Annotated in this window: 19 protein-coding genes; 11 read left to right on the forward strand and 8 right to left on the reverse strand. The window is 65.8% G+C overall.

All coding sequences use genetic code 11. The features are described from left to right. Positions 1 to 94 precede the first annotated feature (94 nt). Entirely contained in the window at positions 95 to 523 is a 429-nt protein-coding gene (locus DCM79_RS12285; RefSeq protein WP_028136030.1) for a PaaI family thioesterase, read from the reverse strand. A gap of 85 nt (positions 524 to 608) precedes the next feature. Between DCM79_RS12285 and DCM79_RS12290 the strand changes: the two genes are divergently transcribed. The 4 genes from DCM79_RS12290 to DCM79_RS12305 all read left to right on the forward strand — a co-directional run bounded on the left by DCM79_RS12290 (position 609) and on the right by DCM79_RS12305 (position 4,016). After that, positions 609 to 1,433, forward strand: coding sequence for an enoyl-CoA hydratase (locus tag DCM79_RS12290; RefSeq protein WP_257180064.1), 825 nt, complete (start codon positions 609 to 611; stop codon positions 1,431 to 1,433). Positions 1,434 to 1,540: 107 nt separating this feature from the next. Continuing rightward, positions 1,541 to 2,125, forward strand: a complete 585-nt coding sequence (locus DCM79_RS12295) for a CoA-binding protein (protein ID WP_257180065.1) — start codon at positions 1,541 to 1,543, stop codon at positions 2,123 to 2,125. A 138-nt stretch (positions 2,126 to 2,263) separates the two neighbouring features. Continuing rightward, a complete protein-coding gene (locus tag DCM79_RS12300; protein WP_257180066.1) occupies positions 2,264 to 3,544 on the forward strand; it encodes an O-acetylhomoserine aminocarboxypropyltransferase in 1,281 nt (426 codons plus the stop codon). A 136-nt stretch (positions 3,545 to 3,680) separates the two neighbouring features. Further along, positions 3,681 to 4,016 carry a hypothetical protein gene (locus DCM79_RS12305; protein WP_257180067.1) on the forward strand — a complete coding sequence of 112 codons (336 nt, stop codon included), beginning with the start codon at positions 3,681 to 3,683 and terminating at the stop codon, positions 4,014 to 4,016. 17 nt (positions 4,017 to 4,033) lie between these two features. On the opposite strand, the gene DCM79_RS12310 is transcribed toward DCM79_RS12305, so the two are convergent. Beyond that, entirely contained in the window at positions 4,034 to 5,116 is a 1,083-nt protein-coding gene (locus DCM79_RS12310; protein ID WP_257180068.1) for a COX15/CtaA family protein, read from the reverse strand. 96 nt (positions 5,117 to 5,212) lie between these two features. Here DCM79_RS12310 and DCM79_RS12315 point away from each other — a divergent pair, with 96 nt between their 5' ends. Further along, a complete protein-coding gene (locus DCM79_RS12315) occupies positions 5,213 to 5,434 on the forward strand; it encodes a DUF2842 domain-containing protein (protein ID WP_028136024.1) in 222 nt (73 codons plus the stop codon). Here DCM79_RS12315 and DCM79_RS12320 read toward each other — a convergent pair. Then, entirely contained in the window at positions 5,418 to 6,467 is a 1,050-nt protein-coding gene (locus tag DCM79_RS12320; RefSeq protein ID WP_257180069.1) for a polysaccharide deacetylase family protein, read from the reverse strand. The two genes, DCM79_RS12315 and DCM79_RS12320, sit on opposite strands and share 17 nt — an antisense overlap. 165 nt (positions 6,468 to 6,632) lie before the next feature. Between DCM79_RS12320 and DCM79_RS12325 the strand changes: the two genes are divergently transcribed. Further along, entirely contained in the window at positions 6,633 to 7,814 is a 1,182-nt protein-coding gene (locus DCM79_RS12325) for a GNAT family N-acetyltransferase (RefSeq protein ID WP_257180070.1), read from the forward strand. Between the two features lie 132 nt (positions 7,815 to 7,946). Here DCM79_RS12325 and DCM79_RS12330 read toward each other — a convergent pair whose 3' ends face one another. Next, positions 7,947 to 10,265 (reverse strand): exopolysaccharide transport family protein, encoded by a 2,319-nt coding sequence (locus tag DCM79_RS12330; RefSeq protein WP_257180071.1) that lies wholly within the window; start codon positions 10,263 to 10,265, stop codon positions 7,947 to 7,949. Between the two features lie 203 nt (positions 10,266 to 10,468). Between DCM79_RS12330 and DCM79_RS12335 the strand changes: the two genes are divergently transcribed. From DCM79_RS12335 to DCM79_RS12345, 3 genes are all read left to right on the forward strand, one after another. Next, positions 10,469 to 11,602: a glycosyltransferase family 4 protein gene (locus DCM79_RS12335; RefSeq protein ID WP_257180072.1), complete on the forward strand. Its 1,134-nt coding sequence runs from the start codon at positions 10,469 to 10,471 to the stop codon at positions 11,600 to 11,602. Positions 11,603 to 11,720: 118 nt separating this feature from the next. Beyond that, positions 11,721 to 13,268: an undecaprenyl-phosphate glucose phosphotransferase gene (locus DCM79_RS12340; RefSeq protein ID WP_257180073.1), complete on the forward strand. Its 1,548-nt coding sequence runs from the start codon at positions 11,721 to 11,723 to the stop codon at positions 13,266 to 13,268. 180 nt (positions 13,269 to 13,448) lie between these two features. Further along, positions 13,449 to 14,705: an O-antigen ligase gene (locus DCM79_RS12345; RefSeq protein WP_257180074.1), complete on the forward strand. Its 1,257-nt coding sequence runs from the start codon at positions 13,449 to 13,451 to the stop codon at positions 14,703 to 14,705. Here DCM79_RS12345 and DCM79_RS12350 read toward each other — a convergent pair. Continuing rightward, positions 14,674 to 15,150: a MarR family transcriptional regulator gene (locus DCM79_RS12350; protein ID WP_257180749.1), complete on the reverse strand. Its 477-nt coding sequence runs from the start codon at positions 15,148 to 15,150 to the stop codon at positions 14,674 to 14,676. The two genes, DCM79_RS12345 and DCM79_RS12350, sit on opposite strands and share 32 nt — an antisense overlap. 147 nt (positions 15,151 to 15,297) lie before the next feature. Between DCM79_RS12350 and DCM79_RS12355 the strand changes: the two genes are divergently transcribed. Further along, a complete protein-coding gene (locus tag DCM79_RS12355) occupies positions 15,298 to 16,494 on the forward strand; it encodes an FAD-dependent monooxygenase (RefSeq protein WP_257180075.1) in 1,197 nt (398 codons plus the stop codon). A 124-nt stretch (positions 16,495 to 16,618) separates the two neighbouring features. Here DCM79_RS12355 and DCM79_RS12360 read toward each other — a convergent pair whose 3' ends face one another. Genes DCM79_RS12360 through DCM79_RS12370 form a run of 3 tightly spaced genes read right to left on the reverse strand, consistent with a single transcriptional unit; the run spans position 16,619 to position 19,413 of the window. Next, positions 16,619 to 17,797 (reverse strand): trans-acting enoyl reductase family protein, encoded by a 1,179-nt coding sequence (locus tag DCM79_RS12360; RefSeq protein ID WP_257180076.1) that lies wholly within the window; start codon positions 17,795 to 17,797, stop codon positions 16,619 to 16,621. A gap of 9 nt (positions 17,798 to 17,806) precedes the next feature. Beyond that, the gene (locus tag DCM79_RS12365; RefSeq protein WP_257180077.1) at positions 17,807 to 18,589 is read right to left on the reverse strand and encodes a DUF169 domain-containing protein; all 783 of its coding nucleotides are present in this window, start codon (positions 18,587 to 18,589) and stop codon (positions 17,807 to 17,809) included. A gap of 56 nt (positions 18,590 to 18,645) precedes the next feature. After that, positions 18,646 to 19,413, reverse strand: coding sequence for a YdcF family protein (locus tag DCM79_RS12370; RefSeq protein WP_373568133.1), 768 nt, complete (start codon positions 19,411 to 19,413; stop codon positions 18,646 to 18,648). Between the two features lie 167 nt (positions 19,414 to 19,580). On the opposite strand from DCM79_RS12370, the gene DCM79_RS12375 reads away from it, so the two are divergent. Continuing rightward, positions 19,581 to 20,522, forward strand: coding sequence for an acetamidase/formamidase family protein (locus tag DCM79_RS12375; RefSeq protein ID WP_257180079.1), 942 nt, complete (start codon positions 19,581 to 19,583; stop codon positions 20,520 to 20,522). Positions 20,523 to 20,622: the final 100 nt, after the last annotated feature.

Consider the following 20,622-nt stretch of genomic DNA (forward strand, 5'->3'; position numbering starts at 1 on the left):
AGAAGAGACGCGCCACGGTCAATGCCAAGCAACGTAAATTACTCGTGCAATATCAATCTCTTATAAATATGGTGCCATATTACCTGCAAAAAGCTCAAACATTTGGAATGGAATAGGTCGAGGTGACATGGGCGATCGGATCGGGCGAGGTGCCGGACAACAGCTTGACCTCCCCGACCGCCAGCCGCTTGCCGAGCTTGAGCAGCCGCGCCTCGGCCAGCACGTCTTGGCCAGGCTGGCCCTTTCGCAGGAAGTTGATGTTGAGATTGGTGGTCACGGCGAGCCCGACCGGCCCGATCGCGGACAGCAGCACCACGTACATGGCGAAATCGGCCAGCGCCATCAGCGTCGGACCGGACACGGTGCCGCCGGGCCGCAGCATCCTTTCGCTGTAGCGCTGCCGCAGGAGGCAGGTCTGGCCGTCCGCGCTTTCGATGGTGATGTCGTCGCCACTGAAGGCCTGGGGAAACTCGAGACGGAGGAACTGCTCGACCTCTGCCACGCTCAATTTCGCTAACGCCATGCTGTTCCCCACACTCGCTTCACTTGTCCTGTTACATTAAGTTATCTGCGTCATTCAAATGCAATAATCCAACGGAAACGCTTCGATGTCCGCCCAGGCCGCCCGCGCCCCCTCCCCGCAACCGCCGATCCTGCTGCGCGAAAGCGCAGGTCCCATCGCGGTCCTGACGCTGAACCGCCCGGCCGCGCGCAACAGCCTGTCGGCCGCGATGATCGCCAGCCTGCATGCGCAGCTCGACGATATCCGCGACGACAGGGCCGTCCGCGGCGTCGTGATCGCCGCCACCGGTTCCGCCTTCTCGGCCGGCCACGACATGAAGGAGCTCACCGCGCGCCGCACCGATCCCGATCGCGGCCGCGCCTTCTTCGCCGAGATGATGAATGCCTGCAGCGCCATGATGCAGGCCATCGTGCATCTGCCGAAGCCCGTGGTCGCGGCCGTCCAGGGCATTGCGACCGCGGCCGGCTGCCAGCTGGTTGCCAGCTGCGATCTTGCCATCGCATCGGAGGACGCGAAGTTCGCCACGCCCGGCGTCGATATCGGCCTGTTCTGCTCGACGCCGATGGTGGCGCTGTCGCGCAACGTCCCGCGCAAGCAGGCCATGGAGATGCTGCTGACGGGCGAGCCTGTCACGGCCGAGCGGGCCCGCGAGATCGGCCTCGTCAACCGCGTGGTGCCGGCCGGCACCGAACTCGGCGCCGCGATCGAGCTCGCGCAGCAGGTCGCGCTGAAATCCGCCTACACCGTCAAGCTCGGCAAGGAGGCATTCTACCGTCAGGCCGAGATGAGCCTTGCGGACGCCTATCGCTATGCGGCAGAGGTGATGACCGAGAACATGATGGCACGCGACGCCGAGGAAGGCATCGGCGCCTTCATCGAGAAGCGCACGCCGACATGGCGGGATGAGTAGAATTCGTCATTGCGAGCGAAGCGAAGCAATCCAGAATCCCTCCGCAGTGACAGACTGGATTGCTTGGTCGCTTCGCTCCTCGCAATGACAGCAACAAAGAAGATCCGATGAACCACGACTCCTATCCCGACAATTACATCCGCGGCATCCTCAACGGCGTGAAGTCGATCGCGATGGTCGGCGCCTCGCCCGTCAACGTGCGACCGAGCTATTTCGCGTTCAAATATCTGGCGCAGCGCGGCTACGACATGATCCCGATCAATCCGGGCCATGTCGGCAAGGAGCTGCTCGGAAAACCCTTTGTCGCCTCGCTCTCGGACATCGGGCGTCCCATCGACATGATCGACATCTTTCGTAGCTCCAGCCACATCATGCCCGTGGTCGAAGAGGCGCTCACGCTCGATCCGCTGCCGAAGGTGATCTGGATGCAGCTCGGCGCGCGCGACGATGCCGCGGCGGCGAAGGCGGAATCTGTCGGTATCAAGGTGGTGATGAATCGCTGCCCCAAGATCGAATATGGCCGCTTGTCGTCCGAGATCTCCTGGATGGGCGTGAATTCGCGCACGCTGAGCTCCAAGCGCGCGCCGGCGCCGACGCAAGGCATGCGGCTCTCCCTCAATCGGATGAGCGTCGGCGGCGGCGACACCGCGGCATCCGATCGGGCCGCCAAGAACAAGAGCGAGCAAAGCTGACGCAATCGCGAAGGATTCGTTTCGCGAACGAGGCAATGCGTAGCAAGATCATTCCGAACTGACGTGGCGCCTTGACGGCGAGCACGGCGCCCATCAGCATGCCGCGCGATTTCAGGCCACAAGAACAGGACGCCCTCAATGAGCGATCGCCTTCCGGGATTTTCAACTCTCGCCGTGCATGCCGGTGCACAGCCCGACCCCACCACCGGCGCGCGCGCGACCCCGATTTATCAAACCACCTCGTTCGTCTTCAACGACGCCGACCACGCCGCCTCGCTGTTCGGCCTGCAGGCCTTCGGCAACATCTATACCCGCATCGGCAATCCCACCAACGCCGTGCTTGAAGAGCGTGTCGCCGCGCTCGAAGGCGGCACGGCCGCGCTTGCGGTGGCCTCGGGCCATGCCGCGCAAGTCGTGGTGCTGCAACAATTGCTGCAGCCCGGCGACGAGTTCATCGCCGCGCGAAAGCTCTACGGCGGCTCGATCAACCAGTTCACGCACGCCTTCAAGAGCTTCGGCTGGAACGTGGTGTGGGCCGATCCGGACGACATCGCGAGCTTCGAGCGCGCGGTGACGCCGCGCACCAAGGCGATCTTCATCGAATCCATCGCCAATCCCGCCGGCAGCATCACCGACATCGAGGCGATCTCGACGGTGGCGCGCAAGGCGGGCGTGCCGCTGATCGTCGACAACACGCTGGCTTCACCCTACCTGATCCGCCCGATCGACCACGGCGCCGACATCGTCGTGCACTCGCTGACGAAATTCCTGGGCGGTCACGGCAATTCGCTCGGTGGCATCATCGTCGACGCCGGCACCTTCGACTGGTCCACGGGGGGCAAATATCCGATGCTGTCGGAGCCGCGCCCCGAATATCACGGCATCCGCCTGCAGGAGACCTTCGGCAATTTCGCCTTCGCGATCGCCTGCCGCGTGCTCGGCCTGCGCGATCTCGGCCCCGCGCTCTCGCCCTTCAATGCCTTCATGATCCTGACCGGCATCGAGACCCTGCCGCTGCGCATGCAGAAGCACTGCGACAATGCCAAAGCGGTCGCCGAATTCCTCGCGGGACATCCGGCTGTGGCCTCGGTCAATTATGCGGGTCTGCCGAGCGACAAGTACCACCGGCTCGCCCGCAAATACGCGCCGAAAGGCGCAGGCGCCGTGTTCACCTTCAGCCTGAAGGGCGGCTATGACGCCGGCGTCAACCTGGTGTCGAAGCTGCAGCTGTTCTCGCACCTCGCCAATGTCGGCGACACCCGCTCGCTGGTGATCCACCCCGCCTCGACCACGCACAGCCAGCTTGACGACGCCGCCAAGACCAAGTCCGGCGCCGGCCCCGACGTGGTGCGGCTCTCGGTCGGCATCGAAGACAAGGAAGACCTGATCGCGGATCTGGAGCAGGCGCTGGGGGCGTAGTCGCTGGCGTTCCGGGGCGCGCGAAGCGCGCGCCCCGGAGTGACGGCGGCCGTTTCGGCCACCGTCAGTTAACAGTCGTTAACCATATCTGCCGCATATATCGCCTTTGGATCACTCCTTTGATTCGGAGCCGACGATGCTGCGCTGGACGGTACCTGCTCTTGCGGCGATGCTGACGGTTTCAGGCGCGCTTGCCGCCGACTTGCCAGCCAATCCGAAGCGGCGGGCCGCCGCGCCGCCGCCGCAGGTCTATGTCGAGACCGATCCAGATGCACTGATCTCGCCGGCCTATGGCATCGGCAGCTACATCCGCAACCTGCCGGGCACCCCGCTCCTGCCCGGCTCCCACACGCTGCCCGGCTATTACGGCCGCCCCTGGAGTTACGATTATCAGGGCGCGTATTATGGCGGGAAGCAGGTCGACTATTTCTGGCGCCTGCCCTATGCGTGCGGCGTGTACGGCTATTGCTGATCAGCCGGCCGATGTGATCAGCCGGCCTGACCGAGCGGAACCGCGCGCGGCTGCGCGTGGCTCTGCTGGCGCGAGGCGAGCCGTTCCACCTGCATCACCGCAAGCGTGAGCACTGCGATCGCGACCGCCTGGTGCGACAGCGCAAGGTCGATCGGCACCTGGTTGAGCAGCGTGAGAATGCCGAGCACCGCCTGCACGCTCACCGCGGCGAGCAGCCACAGTGCACCGCTGGCGGCCGCCCCTGCGCGCGAGCGCACGGCGTCGATGGCGTGCAGCAACGCCAGCACGAACAGCGCGTAAGCGGTCATGCGGTGCTCGAACTGCACCGTCAGGACATTGTCGAACATGTTGCGCCACCACGGCGTCTCGAACCACAGCCGCTCGGCCGAGGGAATGAACGCGCCGTCGATCTGCGGCCAGGTGTTGTAGGCGCGCCCGGCGCGCAAGCCTGCGACCAGCGCCCCGAAATAGATCTGCACCAAGGTCACGGCCAGCAGCAGCACGCTCGTGAACCGCAGCCGCGCCGGTGCTGCAATCTGCGGACGCTCCTCGAGCCGCCGCACCGTCCAGACGATGCCTGCGAAGATCAGCAGCGCGAGCAGCAGATGCGTCGCCAGCCGATATTGCGACACCTCGGTGCGGCCCGCCAGGCCCGAGGCGACCATCCACCAGCCCACCGCGCCCTGGAGCCCGCCGAGCGCGAACAGCAGCCACAGCCGGCGCTTCAACTCACCGGACAGACCGCCGCGCCACAGGAAGAACAAGAACGGCAACAGATAGGCGACGCCGATGAAGCGGCCGAGCAAGCGGTGGCTCCACTCCCACCAGAAGATCTCCTTGAACTCGGACAGGCTCATGCCGGCATTGAGCTCGCGATATTGCGGGATTTTCTTGTAGGCCTCGAACGCCTCGATCCACTGCGCCTCCGACAGCGGCGGCACGCTGCCGGTGACCGGCTTCCACTCGACGATCGACAGGCCGGATTCCGTCAGCCGGGTCGCACCGCCCACCAGCACCATCAACGCAATCAGCGCGGCGACGGAGATCAGCCACCAGCGCACGGCGCGATGCGGATTGTCTGGAACGGAATTCGTCGTCATGTCAGGGGTTGAAACCAGGGCTTGAACCGGACTGCGTGCCCCTTATAGTCCCCCGCTCCCGCAGCGCAAGTTACGCGACAACGGCAAGCTCACGTCATGACGATCCGCACCCGTAAGTTCCTCGGCGCCATCCTGCTCCTGGTGCTGGCCACGGTCTGGGCCCTGCTCGGCATGGCCGCGGCACAGATGCCGTGGATCGCCGAGTCCGGCTGGCGGCAGGCGATCTACTACGTGGTCGTCGGGATCGGCTGGGTGCTGCCGGCGATGCCGATCGTGAGCTGGATGCAGCGTCCCGACCGCGTCAAGTCTGGCCGGTAGCGCTGCCGGTCGGTTTCACCGGCGCAAAGGCAACGCCCGACACCAACACGCGCAACATGCGCAGCGAGTCCACACGGCCGTCCCAGGCGATCCGCGGCAGCGCGCGCAAATTGGTCCGGCCCTCCGCATCCACGATGCCCGGGATGGTCGACACCGCGCTGACGAAGCCGGCCTCCTCCGCCATGACGACATGACTGCGCCGGAACGAGGCGCGATCACCGAACGGAAAGGCGAAATGCCCGACCTCGCGGCCGAAGGCCGCTTCCGCAACGGCCTTGCCCATCGTCATCTCCCGCAGCGCCGCACCGTCCTTCATGTTGGCGAGAACGGGATAGTTCACGGTCGCGCTGCCGATCGTGACGAGCGGATCGGCTGCGAGCTTCGCCAGATCCTCCCAATCCATCGACGCCTCGCGCGAGAGCGCGGCAAGATCTATCCGGTAGCGCGTGCAGAGATCGGCGATCGCCGCCGCCAGATCCGCCGGCGGCAGCGAGCGCAACCAGCTCTCGATATGCGAGAACAGCGCCTGCTTCTCGGCGGGATCGGTGACGACGAAACGCTGCTCCTTCTCGCCCATCATCAGGCTGATGCGGCTCTCGCGCGCGATCACCTGTTCGAGCCCGAGCCACCAGGCCTGTCCGACGCCGTCGGGAAACGCGGTCGGCACGTAGACCGTGAAGGGCACCGCGTGATGTGCCAGCACCGGGTAGGCAAATTCGATGAGGTCCTTGGGCGCGCCGTCGAAGGTGAGCGCCACGAAGCGCCGCGGCTCCGGCAACGTCACCGCGCGCCGGCAGACCTCGTCCATGCCGATAAAATCGTAACCCCAGCGCTTCAGCGCGCCAATGGCGCGATCGAGAAATTGCGGCGTGATCTCGTGCGCGCGCAGCGGCTGAAACCCGCCGCGCCGCCGCGGCCGCACCCGTTCAAAGCGCAGGATGGCGCCGGCACCGCGGCTGCCCAGCGCGGCCCGGCCCGTGAACCAGGCCAGCTCGAGGCGCAGCCGTTCCAACCATCTGCCGTCGGAGGCCAATATCCCCACCCTTGGCACCAGGGTAAGGACAGGGGGAGCGGGAACGGGCGCCCTCGAGGCGCCCGTTCCCGCTCCCCCTGTCCTTACCCTTTGTTGACCTTTCTTTGCAAAGGTCGGCCACAGGCCGATTGACGTCTATCTCTGATTTCTCGACAGGTTTCGCGAATGACCATGGCTGCGGCGATGCAAAGCCGGACGGCAGAAGCGCCAGCGCGGTCGAAAGCGAGCCGTATCGCGCAGGTCGACATCGTCACCGATCTCGACGCCGCCGAAGCGGTCTGGCGCAGCTTCGAGGAGCCCGGCCACCTCTTCACGCCTTATCAGCGCTTCGATCTGCTGAGCCCCTGGCAGCGGCTAGTCGGCACGCATGAGGGCGCGCGCCCGTTCGTGGTGATCGCCCATGACGCCGATCGCAATCCGCTGCTGCTGCTGCCGCTCTCGCTGCGCCACAGCCACGGCGTGCGCACGGCCAGCTTCATGGGCGGCAAGCATACGACCTTCAACATGGGCCTGTGGGACGCCGCCTGCGCCGCGCAGACCAATGCCGCCGATCTCGAGGCGCTGATGATGCCGCTGCGCCAGCACATCGACGTGCTCGCGCTGACGCAGCAACCGCTGCACTGGCACGACCAGCCGAACCCGTTCGCGCTGCTGCCGCGACAGAGCGCCATCAACGGCTGTCCGCGGCTGGTGATGGAGCCGGGCGGGCCGCCGGCATCGCGGATCAGCAATTCGCTTCGCCGCCGTCTCAAGAGCAAAGAAAAGAAGCTCCAGGCGCTCGCCGGCTATCGCTACCACCTGGCCACCACCGACGCCGACATTATCCGCCTGCTCGACTGGTTCTTTCGCGTCAAGCCGGTACGGATGGCGGAGCAGAAGCTCCCGAACGTCTTTGCCGAGCCCGGCGTCGAACAATTCGTCCGCAGTGCCTGCCTTGCGCCGCGCGGCGAAGGCCGGGTCATCGACATCCATGCGCTCGAATGCGACGACGAGGTGATCGCGATCTTCGCCGGCGTCGCCGATGGCGAGCGCTTCTCGATGATGTTCAACACCTACACGATGTCCGAGCACGCCCGCTACAGTCCCGGCCTGATCCTGATGCGCTACATCATCGACCGCTACGGCGAGCGCGGATGCCGCTCGCTCGACCTCGGCATCGGCACGGACGAGTACAAGCGGATGTTCTGCAAGGACGACGAAGACATCTTCGACAGCTTCGTCCCGCTGACCTCGCGCGGAACACTCGCCGCGATGGCGATGTCGTCGCTAAGCCGCGGCAAGCGGCTGGTGAAGCAGAACCAGATGCTGTTCGACCTGGCCCGCCGGCTGCGGCAGGCCTTCGGGTGAAACTTCGCCGCAAAGAATTGTAGGGTGGGCAAAGCGAAGCGTGCCCACGTCCTGTTACTGCATTGGACAGGTGGTGGGCACGGCGCAAATGCGCCTTTGCCCACCCTACGATTCTGCGTGTGCGGAGAGCACCTACGCCGCGACCACGCGCGGCGCTTCCGCCGCGTTCGATGGCTGCACCGGCTTGGTCAGCATCGTCACCTCGTTGAAGCCGACCGCTTTCAGCTGCTCGCACATCAACGTGCGCGCATCGCTCGCCATCGACGCATCGGGCACCACGACGGCGCGGGCATGCGCCGTCAGCAGCTCGGCCGGAAGATCAGAAGCGCTGCCGGCATCGATCAGCACGTGATCATAGGCGCGCAGCAGCGCGTCGATGGCGAGCGTTACCCGCGGCGATTGCAGCAGGCTGCGGTCGAAGCCTGGACGGCCGGCCATGACCAGATGCAGCCGCGACAGCTTGTCCCGGGTGATCACTTGCGCGAACGACGCCTCGCCCTGCATCAGCTCGGCAAGGCCCGGCGCCGACGCATCGACGGACACCGCGGCGATCGTCGGCGAGGACGCGGCGAGATCGACCACCACGACACGCGCCTCGCGCGCCAGATGCCGTGCCAGCGTCAGCGTCGACAGCGTGATGGATTCTCCCGGGGCGGTGCCGAGCACGGTGACCTTCTTCGCGGCCGCGCCGGCGGCGCGCAGGTCCTCGGCCAGACGTTCAATCTCGGTGAATTCGGTGAATTCGGTGACGTCGCTATCGGCCGCCATCTCCGGCTGGAGCGGTGTGGGCTCCGCCACAGCGGGCTCGATGCCGGGATCGAAGGCCGGCTCGACCGCCGGTCGGACTACCGGCGCTTGCCGCACCGGGGCCTGTGCCGGGAAAACCGCCGCCACCGCGCGCGGCGCGGTCTGGCGCAACAGCTCGCCGGTGACGACGACGCCAGACGAGAGCAGCAGCGTCGCGATCGTCGCGATCAGCACGATCGGCAGCTTCTTCGGGTAGGCCGGCGTGTTCGAGACGATGGCACGCGAGATGATGCGGCCGTCGGTCGGTGCCGTGTCGATGGTCTCGCGGGTGTTGGCCTCGCGGTACTTGGCGAGATAGGTCTCGAGCAGATCGCGCTGCGCCTTGGCCTCGCGCTCGAGCGCGCGGAGCTGGACGTCCTGGCCGTTGGTCGAGGCCGCCTGCTTCTTGAGCTGCTCCAGGCTCACGATCAGGCCGTCGACCCTGCCGCCGGCGATCCGCGCGTCGTTCTCCAGCGAGCGCGAGATCTTGCCGGCTTCGTCGCGGATCTGGTTGTCGAGATCGCCCAACTGGGCTTTCAATTCCTTGATGCGCGGATGGTTGCCGAGCAAGGTCGAGGATTGCTCGGCAAGCTGGGCACGCAACGTCACGCGTTGCTCCGACAATCGCCGCACCAGCTCGGAGTTCAGCACCTCCGAGGCCTCGATCGGCTTGCCGCTCTGGAGCATCTCCTTGATCAGCCGCGCCTTGGATTCCGCATCCGCCTTCATCGAGCGCGCATTGTTGAGCTGGGTGTTGACCTCGCCCATCTGCTGGTTCGACAGCGTGGTGTTGTTGGTGCCGATGAACAGGCTCGACTTGGAACGGAAGTCCTCGACCCTGGCCTCGGCCTCGGACACCTTCTTGCGCAGATTCTCGATCTCCCCGGCGAGCCACTGGCTGGCGTTCTTGGCCTGGTCCTGGCGGACCGCCTGCTGCAGCACGAGATAGCCCTCGGCGATCGAGTTGGCGACGCGCGCCGCGAGCTCGGGATCGGCGGATTGGAATTCGACCACGATCACGCGCGACTTGTCGACGGCATAGGCCTGCAGACGTTCGTAATAGGCATCGAGCACGCGCTCTTCCGGCGTCATCGCGAACGGATCGCGGACGATACCGATCAGCGCGGCCAGCGACTTCAGCGGCGAGATGCCTTGCAAGACCGGGTCGAATTCGGGACGCTCGGCAAGCTTGTTCTTCTTGATGATCTCGCGCGCGAGATCGCGCGACAGCACGAGTTGCACCTGGCTGGTGACGGCCTCGGGATCGAGCGCCTGGCGCTCCTCGGTGCGGTCGCTGTTCGGGCGCAGGAACACGTTCTCGCGGCCGTCGATCAGGATGCGCGATTCGGACTTGTAACGCGGCGTGACGAGACTGACGGCGGCAATCGAGGCGACGAGCGCCAGCACCGTCGGCACGACGATCCAGCCGCGCTTGCGCGCCAATGCCGCGCCGAGCGCGTGCAGGTCGATGTCGCCGGATTCGACTTGCGCCTGCTTCGTGACGATCGGCGCAGGCGCTGCTTCAATCCTGGGCTCGGCCTTGACTTCAGCCTTCTCGGCCTTGTCAGTCTTCTCGGACTTGGGCGCGACGTCGGCCTTGGGCTTCGACACGGCCCGCGCGACCACCGCCTTGTCCTTGCCGGCACGCCAGAACGCTAAACGCATCGAACACTCCCGCAGGGGCAACGCCACCAAGCTACCTCAACCGGGGCGATTACACTCCATTAAGGTTGCCGCTGGGTTAATCGCAGCGTCGGCGACGGCCGCACGCGCGCTCGTCACCGTTTGTTAACCACGAGGGCTCTTAATCCGTCTCGATATTTCCAAGGAATTGTTCGGCATTCGCCGTCGAGCGCTGGTTTTGATACATGCCCCCCTCTCCTGACCGGCCGCTTCGTATTCTCCACGCCGTGCGCGCTCCGGTCGGCGGCATCTTCCGCCACATCCTCGACGTCGCCAACGGCCAGGTCGACCGCGGCCATCATGTCGGCATTCTCGCCGACAGTCTCACCGGCGGCGAGCGTGCCGACAAGGCCCTTGCCGAGCTCGCGCCGCGCTTGAGCCTCGGCGTGCACCGGCTCGCGATCCGCCGCGAACCCTCCCCGGACGACGTGCTGGTGTGGCTTCGCATGCGGCGCCTGATCGCCACGCTGAAGCCCGACGTCATGCACGGCCACGGCGCCAAGGCCGGCGCCTTCATCCGGATGCGGCGGCGCTCCGACGACACCATCCGCATCTACACGCCACACGGCGGCTCGCTGCATTACCCGCTCAACACCCTCAAGGGCGAGTTCTACGCGCGGCTGGAGCGCGCGCTGATGGATTCGACCGACCTGTTCCTGTTCGAGAGCGCGTTCGCCCGCGACACCTATCAACGCATCGTCGGCACGCCCAAGGGCGTGGTGCGTTGCGTCTTCAACGGCGTCACCCCCGAGGAGTTCGAGCCTGTCGTGACCGCCGAGGATGCCACCGACCTCTGCTATGTCGGCGAGTTCAGGCACATCAAGGGTGCGGATCTGCTGGTCGATGCCGTGGCGCGCCTGCACGAGGGCGGCAAGAAGGTCACCTTGACGCTCGGCGGCGACGGCGAGGAAACCGCGGCGCTGAAGGCGCAGGTGGAGACGCTCGGCCTCACCCACGCGATCCGTTTCATCGGCCACGTCAAGGCGCGCTACGGCTTCTCCAAGGGGCGGCTCCTCGTCGTCCCCTCGCGCGGCGATTCCATGCCCTATGTCGTGATCGAAGCGGGCGCTGCCGGCATCCCGATGATCGCGTCCAGAATCGGCGGCATCCCCGAGATCTTCGGCGCCGACAGCCCCGCTCTGTTCGCGCCCAGCAATCCCGAGGCCATGGCGGAAGCGATCGCGGCGGCGCTGAACGATCCGCAAACCACCGCGCAGCGCGCCGTCACCCTGCGCGAGCGCATCTCCGCGCATTTCTCGCAAGCCGCGATGGTCGACGGCGTGCTCGCCGGCTACCGCGACGCATTTACCGACCATTAAGCATCCTTAAGCGCCGCTTTAGAGAATCTTCCGATTTGTTCGATAATCGAAGGTCCAGGGGATGCTCGCCCGGGCGCTCGACGCCGTGCCGCGGGCTTTGGAATGGACGTGGACGCCCGTGGAACCGCTCAACGCACGCTCGATGCTCGACGCCGCGGCCAGCGCTGCGGCGAAGCCCGCTGACCGATCTTTCGTCGAGCGCCGTCGCCGGCTCTCGCCCGCAGCGCTCGAAGTCGTCAACCAGAAGGTCGCCCGCGCCTATTCGCCGATCGTGATCGCCGGCTTCGTCCGCCTCGCCGACTTCGCGCTGCTGTGCCTCGTCGGCATCGCGCTCTATGTCGGCTATGTGATGCCGCTCTCCGGCTTCAGCTGGCTGTATCCTGTTGAGGTCGTCGCCGTCGCGGTCGCCGCCGTGGTCTGCTTCCAGGCCGCCGACATCTATCAGGTCCAGCTGTTCCGGGGGCAGCTCCGGCAGATGACGCGAATGATCTCGTCCTGGTCGTTCGTCTTCCTGCTGTTCATCGGCATCTCCTTCTTCGCCAAGTACGGCAGCGAAATCTCCCGGCTGTGGCTGGCCGCTTTCTACGTCCTCGGGCTCGCCGCGCTGCTCGCCGAGCGCCTGGTGCTGCGCTCGCTGGTGCGCGGCTGGGCGCGCCAGGGCCGGCTCGATCGCCGCACCATCATCGTCGGCTCCGACAGCAACGGCGAGCAGCTGGTCGAAGCGCTGAAGGCGCAGGAGGATTCCGACATCCACGTGCTCGGCGTGTTCGACGACCGCAACGACAGCCGCGCGCTCGACACCTGCGCCGGGGCGCGCAAGCTCGGCAAGGTCGACGACATCGTCGAGTTCGCCCGCCGCACCCGCGTCGATCTCGTGCTGTTCGCGCTGCCGATCTCGGCGGAGACGCGCATCCTGGAGATGCTGAAGAAGCTCTGGGTGCTGCCGGTCGACATCCGCCTCTCCGCGCACACCAACAAGCTGCGGTTCCGGCCGCGCTCCTATTCCTATCTCGGCGAGGTGCCGACGCTCGACGTGTTCGAGGCGCCGATCACCGATTGGGACCTGGTGACGAAATGGCTGTTCGACCGCGTCGTCGGCAGCCTCGCGCTGCTCGCGGCGCTGCCGGTGATGGGCCTCGTCGCGCTCGCGGTGAAGCTCGACAGCCCGGGACCGGTGCTGTTCCGCCAGAAGCGCTTCGGCTTCAACAACGAGCGCATCGACGTCTACAAATTCCGCTCGATGTACCACCACCAGGCCGATCCCACCGCCTCCAAGGTCGTGACCAAGAACGATCCGCGCGTCACCCGCGTCGGCCGCTTCATCCGCAAGACCAGCCTCGACGAGCTGCCGCAGCTCTTCAACGTGGTGTTCTCAGGCAATCTCTCCCTGGTCGGCCCGCGCCCCCACGCGGTGCAGGGCAAGCTGCAGAGCCGGCTGTTCGACGAGGCCGTCGACGGCTATTTCGCCCGCCACCGCGTCAAGCCGGGCATCACCGGCTGGGCCCAGATCAACGGCTGGCGCGGCGAGATCGACAACGAAGAGAAGATTCAGAAGCGCGTCGAGTTCGACCTCTATTACATCGAGAACTGGTCGGTGCTGTTCGACCTCTACATTCTCCTGAAGACGCCGATCTCGCTCCTGACCAAGAACGAGAACGCGTATTGAATTGAGTTCTCCGTCATGCCCCGCCTTGTGCGCCATTGCGCACTGGGGCGGGGCATCCAGTACGCCGCGGCGCCGACCGTTTCGTGCAGTTGGAGCCGCGGAGTACTGGATCGCCCGGTCAAGCCGGGCGATGACAGCGGAAGTTGTGGCGTACGAGTTGCGTAAGCGTATGAGCATGTGATGGCGTATGCGGCGACAGCCGATGGAGTGAAACTGTCCGCACCGGCCGCGCCCGGCGTGCTGGCGCTGCAGCGCGCGCTGGTGTGGCTGGTCGGCGCCTCCGGCGCGGTCGTCTTCATCGAGCCGAGCCCCTACGAGATCATGACGCTGCTCGCAGCCGTCACGTTCTTCGCCACCGGCCTTCGCTTGCGGCTCGCGCTGATGCCGCTGATCGCGCTGCTGGTCCTGCTCAATGTCGGCTACACGATCAGCGCGATCCCGCTGTACGAGCAGCCGGAGGTGGTGAGCTGGATCGCGACCTCCTGGTACATGGCGGTCACGGTCGTGTTCTTTGCCATGGTGATGTCCGAGGACACCGCGGCCCGGCTCGACATGCTCCGCCGCGGGCTCGTGGTCGGCGCGATGGTGGCATCGCTCCTGGCGGTCGCGGGCTATTTCCACCTCGTGCCTGGCGGCAACGACCTCCTCACGCTCTACGGGCGCGCGCGCGGCACGTTCAAGGACCCCAACGTGCTCGGCGCTTTCCTGATCCTGCCGGCGCTGTTTGCGCTGCAGAGCGTGGTTTCGGACAAGCTGGCCAAGGCGTGCCGCAACGTCATCGCCTTCGGCGTCATGTCGCTGGCGATCCTGCTCACCTTCTCGCGCGCCGCCTGGGGCGGCCTCGTGCTGACCTCGGCCTTCATGCTGGCGCTGATGGTGCTGACCGGCCGCACCAACGCGCAGCGCTCGCGCATCATCGTCATGGCGATCGTGGCCGCGGTGCTGGGGCTGGCGCTGATCGCGGTGCTGCTGTCGTTCGAGTCGACCGCGGAGATGTTCAAGCAGCGCGCAAGCTTCGGCCAGAGCTATGACGAAGGCCGCTTCGGCCGGTTCGGTCGTCACATCCTCGGTGCGGAGATGGCGCTCGGCCTGCCGTTCGGCATCGGTCCCTTGCAGTTCCACCGCTTCTTTCCCGAGGACACCCACAACTCCTATCTCAACGCCTTCATGTCCGGCGGCTGGCTGTCCGGCGTGTGCTATCCCGCGCTGGTCTTCACTACCGTGATCATGGGCTTCCGCCACGTCTTCGTGCGGGTACCCTGGCAGCGCGCCTATCTCGCGGTCTTCTCCGCCTTCCTCGGCACCGTCGGCGAAAGCTTCGTGATCGACACCGATCACTGGCGGCACTTCTGGATGATGCTGGGCGCGATGTGGGGCATGATCGCGGCCGCACAGATCTACAGGATCAGGACTGGCGAGGATGCTTCTTCAGCTTGAGCGCGGGCCGCTTTTCCGGTGGCGTGTCGAGCAGACCCTTCAGCGCCTCCGTCGCCGCGAGCACGCCCTTGTAGCCCTCATTGGCGAAACGCAGCAGCAGGCGCAATTCCTCGTCTGAGTAAGCCGCCAATACCTTTTCCATCGCCTGCTGCATCGGCACGTAGAACTGGCCGATCTTCATCGCCGCCTCCGGCACGACGGCGATGAAGACCTTGCGGCGATCTTTGTCGTCGCGCTCGCGGCGCACCAGACCGGCCTTCTCGAGCCGGTCGACCACGCCGGTGATGGCGCCGGTCGTCAGGCCCGTGACCTCGGCGAGCCTGCCTGCGGTGACGCGGCCCTCGAGATAGAGGATGTCCATGCATTCGAGGTCGGAATTGGCAATTCCGGCAACGTTGGCAACGGTTTGCCCGTAGAGCACGCCCTGCGCGGACGACCGGCGCATCGCCTCCTCGAGCTCCTGCAACAGCGCCGCGCGCGCCTTCGTCCTTGACAAGGTCGGCCTCATATCTTAGGCGATATATATCTTAGCCACTAAGAGATTTAGTGGCCGTAATTTCTCCTAGCACCACGGAAACGTCGGGAGCAAGCCATGTCCTATCGTCCCCGCAAGGCGCTGATCATCGGCGCCGGCATTGCCGGGCCCGTGGCCGCGATCCTGCTGCGGCGCGCCGGCATCGAATCGGCGATCTACGAGGCTTGGCCCTATTCGAAGGGCATCGGCGGCGGCCTTCAGATCGCGCCGAACGGCATGCAGGTGATGAACGAGATCGGGTTGGCGAACGAGTTGACCAGCCGCGGCTCGGTCGCCGAGGCCTTCGACTTCTATTCTCAAGGCGGCCAGAAGCTCGGCTCGATCAACCGCGACATGGCGCGGCGCTTCGGCCAGCCGGCCGTCAACATTTCCCGTGCGACGCTGAACGAGATCCTAATCGACAAGGCCTGGTGCGCTTGCGTCTCGCTCTATTTCGAGAAGCGCCTGATCAAGATCGAGGATCGCGGCGACCAGCCGATCATCGCCTACTTTGCCGACGGCACCACCGCCGAAGGTGACTTCCTGATCGGCGCCGACGGCGTCCATTCCGTCACGCGCCGCCAGGTCGTGCCGGATGGGCCGCAGCCGTTCGACACCGGACTGATCGGCTTTGGCGGCTTCGTGCCGCACGCTGTCCTCAACGGCCGGTCGATCGGCCGCCACGTCGAGACCACCTTCGGCCAGAGCGGCTTCTTCGGCTACGGCTATTGCAGTCCGGATCCGAACGACGGCGTGATGTGGTGGAGCACCCAGCCCGCGCACGGCATGGACGCGGCAATGTTCCGCGCGCTCGACCACGCGACGTTGAAGCAGCACCTGCGCGGCTTCCATCGCGGCTGGCACGATCCGATCCCCGCGATCATCGAGGCCGCCGAGAACATCGTGGTCACCGACACGCTCGACGTCGCGACCTTGCCGGCCTGGTCACGCAAGCGCTCGCTGCTGATCGGGGACGCCGCGCACGCGACCAGCCCGCATGCCGGCCAGGGCGCCTCGCTGGCGCTGGAAGATGCGATGCGGCTCGCCCGCCTGATGAAGGAGGGTCAGGAGCTCGGCGCCACGTTCCAGGCCTTCGAAGTCGAGCGCCGGCCGCGCACGGAAAAGATCGTCGCCATCGCTCGCCGCAACGGCAACAACAAGCGCGAGTTCAGCGCCACCGGCGCGTGGGTCAGGAATCAGATGCTGAAATGGCTGCTGCCGCTCGGAGCCAAAGGCATGGATTTCATGTACGCCTATGATGCGCGGGCGGTGTAGCTGCACGATTGGTGCCGCAGGGTGGGCAAAGGCGCAGCGCGCCGTGCCCACGACCTCTCTATGATTGCGAAAGAACGTGGGCACGCTGCGCTTTGCCCACCCTACGAGAGCTACGAGAGCCGACCTAGCCTTCCACCTCGAACCTCAGCCCGGCGTGATCGACCAGCCGCTTGATCAGCTTATGCTGCATCGCTGCGCCAGGCGTCCAGAAGCCGGCGGGAACGTCGCTCGCATCGCGCAGCAGGCAGATCGCGCATTCGGAGATCATCTTGGAGGTCGAGCCGTAGCCGGGATCGCGGTCGCCGGTGACGCCGGCACGCACCATGCGGCCGTCGGGGGCGATCGCGACATAGAGCAGATCGAACAGGCCGTTCTCGCGCTCTTCCTTCGACGGCCCCTCGCCCGGCTTCGGCGCGTTCGGACCGGTCTTCTCGGCGTTGACGGCCATGACGCGCTTGGCGTTAGCCTCGCCCTTCTCGCCGGGACCGGTCAAAACCATCTCGTCGTAGACGAAGTCCTTGCCGTAGGGAAAGCCCATCAGCATGTTGGAACGATGGACGTTGCGGGTGTTGATCAGCGCCATCATGAACGGCGCGGCCCAGGATTCCAGATCTTCCTCGAAGACTGCCCTGTTGCCCTTGGGCTGCTTGGGGCCGGTGAACCCCGGCGTCAGCGCGAAGTGGTCGTTGAGGATGGCGACGAGGCTGAGGTCCTTGGCAACGGCGTCGAAGGTCGCCTTCGCGCTCGCCGCGGTGCCGCCTGACAGCGTGCCGCGCATGTCGCGCACGCGGCCTTTCACGCGCGGTGCCGGCGCGCCGAATACGCGCTTTGCCTCCTCCTGAACGAAGAAGGTGCCGAGCTCGAACGGCACGGAATCATAGCCGCACGAGAAAACGATGCGCGCGCCGCTCGCCTTCGCCGCAGCCTCGTATTTGTCGATCATCTGCCGCATCCACACCGGCTCGCCGCAGAGATCGAAATAATCCACACCCGCAGCGACGCAGGCCGCGAGCAGGTCCTCGCCATAGAACTGATATGGCCCGACCGTCGTGATCACCGACTTCGTCTGCGCCACCATCGCCTTCAGCGACGCCGCGTCTGACGCGTCCGCCACGATCAGCGGCGTATCGGCGGGCGCGCCGATGGCCTCGCGCACCGATGTCAGCTTGTCGAGGCTGCGGCCGGCCATCGCCCATGCCAGGGACTTGTCGTCCTTGTAATGCGCCGCCAGATATTCGGCGACGAGCTGGCCGGTGAACCCGGTCGCGCCATAGACGACGATGTCGAATTTCGCAGAGCTCATGCTCGTCCCTTACTTTTTCGCGTAACTCACGCCCATGCCGGCGCGGACGTCGCTTTGAATGCCATAGGGCGGGATCGGATAGCGAAGGCCGTTCTTCGCCAGCGCCTTCATGCCCTCGATCGCCTTGGCGAGATGCGCGGGCTTCAAGGCCATCAGCATCTCCTCGTCCGGCACGCCGCCATAGCGCCGTTCGGCATAGCATGGCAAGGACAGGCTGGGCTCCCCGGTCTTGAGCGCCCGCCCCCAGGAATCGGCGCAAGCGGTCTCGCCGACCACGCCCCATTCGAACTTCTTGTAGCCGGTATATTGCAGGCCGTTGATCAGGATGATCATCTGCCCGGGCGTCGCATAGACGAGGCAGATGTCGGGCGGATCGAGCCGGCCGCTCGCGAGCGGGCTGACGGCGAGCGCCTGGTATTGGCCGAACGGAACCACGTCCAGCGCCTCCTGGCGCTTGCGCGCGTCCTCTGCCGTGCCGTGCCAGACCCCGACATAGTTTTCGCCGGCGAGCCACTTGTCATCCTGCGGGCTAAGCCCGATCACCGCGCGGCACTGGGCACCGACGAGATCGTCGGCGGTGATGCCGACGGTCCAGCCCAACCGCGCCGCCATGCTGACGATCTGGTCGGTGGTGTGGACCGCGTTCGGCCGCCGGATTTTCGGGATCGCCTCCATCTCCGCCGTTTGCGCGAACAGCTTCATGCCGATCACAGTCGTCTTCAGCCGCAGCAGGCTGTTGAGATCGGCAACGAGGCCGGCAAGATCGATGCTGTCTGCACTGTGCTGTTGCATGGCTTCCTCCGGCCGCAGCGATCGTGCGCCGCGTGTTCTTGTTGTGCGGTCTCGTTCTAGTCCTTCGCGGGTCCCGGAAGCAACTCGCCGGTCCTGCCCATCAGGCGGTAGGCGACGAGGCCGATCCACTCGCGGACGGCCACTTCGGTCCGGCGCAGCCCGTCCGCTGCCATGTTGGTGAAGGAGAACAGATCGTCACGTCCGCCCATCCGCCAGTCGACCGGATAGGCCTCGACGTCAAAGCCGGCCTTGCGGAAGATTCCGATCGAGCGCGGCATGTGGAAGGCCGACGTCACCAGAAGCCATCGCTCGCCCGGCTTCGGCGTCACCAGCTGCTTCGTGAAGGCCGCGTTCTCCCAGGTGTTCCGCGAATTGCGCTCGAGGATCAGACGCTCTTTCGCGATGCCCAGGTTCTCCAGGATCGGCGCGGAATAGTCGGCTTCCCTGGCATCCTTGGAGACGAGGTTCGCGCTCCCACCGGTAAACACGATGCGCGCCTTCGGATAGCGGCGCGCGAGTTCGGCCGGCGCGAACAGACGATCGGCGGCGTGCGCGACGACGGGCGTGCGATGCGCCGCAGACAGATCGGTGTCGACCGAGCCGCCGAGCACGATGATGCCGTCGGGCGCCCCGCGCGAGGCGTCCCACGCCGGAAAGCGCGATTCCAACGGATAGATCAGGAAATTGCCGAGCGGCGAGAACGCCGCCAGCGCCAGCAGCACCAGCGTGGTCACGGCCAGCCTGCGGCCGAGCGCGGCATAGCGTGTCGCCATCAGCACCAGCGAGACGATGCCGAGCTCGACCAGAAGGTTGATCGGCAGCAGCGCGGTACCGATTGTCTTGGACAGAACGAAAAACAGGGGAGCCTCGCGGGAATGAGCTGGCCGGTCTGCGCGGGGCTTGACCTGCCCGGCGATCTTCAGACAGCTTCTTGAAAGAGGATCGATCGCCCGGTCAAGCCCGGCCTGATCACAGCGAGCGGACGCGGCAAATGACCCATCACCACCTGCATTCCAGCCCCAAGACCTGCCATTGGGGCTTTTTCGAAGCCGCGCTGAAGCCCGTCCTCACCATCAGAAGCGGTGACGAGGTGACGATCGACACCATCAGCGGCGGTCCGGACATGCTGCCCGACCGCGACAAGTTTCACATTCCGCCCGAAATGTTTGAGGTTCATGCCAGCAACGAGCGCATGCTGCCCGGCCACATTCTCACCGGCCCGATCGCGGTCGAGGGCGCCGAGCCCGGCGACGTGCTCGCGGTCGAGATCCTCGACGTTCAGCTTCGGCAGGATTGGGGCTGGAACATGATCAAGCCGCTGGCCGGTACCCTGCCCGACGATTTCCATGAGACGCGTATCCTGAACATCCCGCTCGACCGCACCAGGATGACCGGCCGCATGCCGTGGGGCCTCGACCTGCCGCTCAAGCCATTCTTCGGCGTGATGGGCGTATCGCCGCCGCCAGCCTGGGGACGGATCTCCTCGCTGATCCCGCGCGCCATGGGCGGCAATCTCGACAACAAGGAGCTAGGTGCGGGCGCAACGCTCTATCTGCCGGTGTTCGTGCCGGGCGCGATGTTCTCCTGCGGCGACGGCCATGGCGTGCAGGGCGACGGCGAGGTCTGCGTCACCGCGATCGAGACCGCGCTGCAGGGCCGCTTCCGCCTGACGCTGCGCAAGGATCTCAGGTTCGACTATCCGCGCGCCGAGACGGCGACCCACTACATGACCATGGCGATGGACCCCGACCTCGACCAATGCGTGGTGCGCGCGCTGCGCGACATGATCGCGCTGCTCGGCGAGAGGCGAAACCTGTCGCGCGAGGATGCCTACACGCTGTGCAGCCTCGCCGCCGACCTCAGGGTGACCCAGACCGTCAACGGCGCCAAGGGCATCCATTGCATGATCGAAAAGGCCATCGTGCACGGCTGAGCCAAGCAGCCCTTCCTGACCTGTTGAAGCCTCGACGCCGCCCGGCCTGCCGCGCGGCGCGCTGCGTCGTGAGTAATTTACGGAGCGATTCCAATATGCT

Source organism: Bradyrhizobium sp. WBOS07 (genome assembly GCF_024585165.1).
Classification (GTDB): Bacteria; Pseudomonadota; Alphaproteobacteria; order Rhizobiales; family Xanthobacteraceae; genus Bradyrhizobium; species Bradyrhizobium japonicum_B.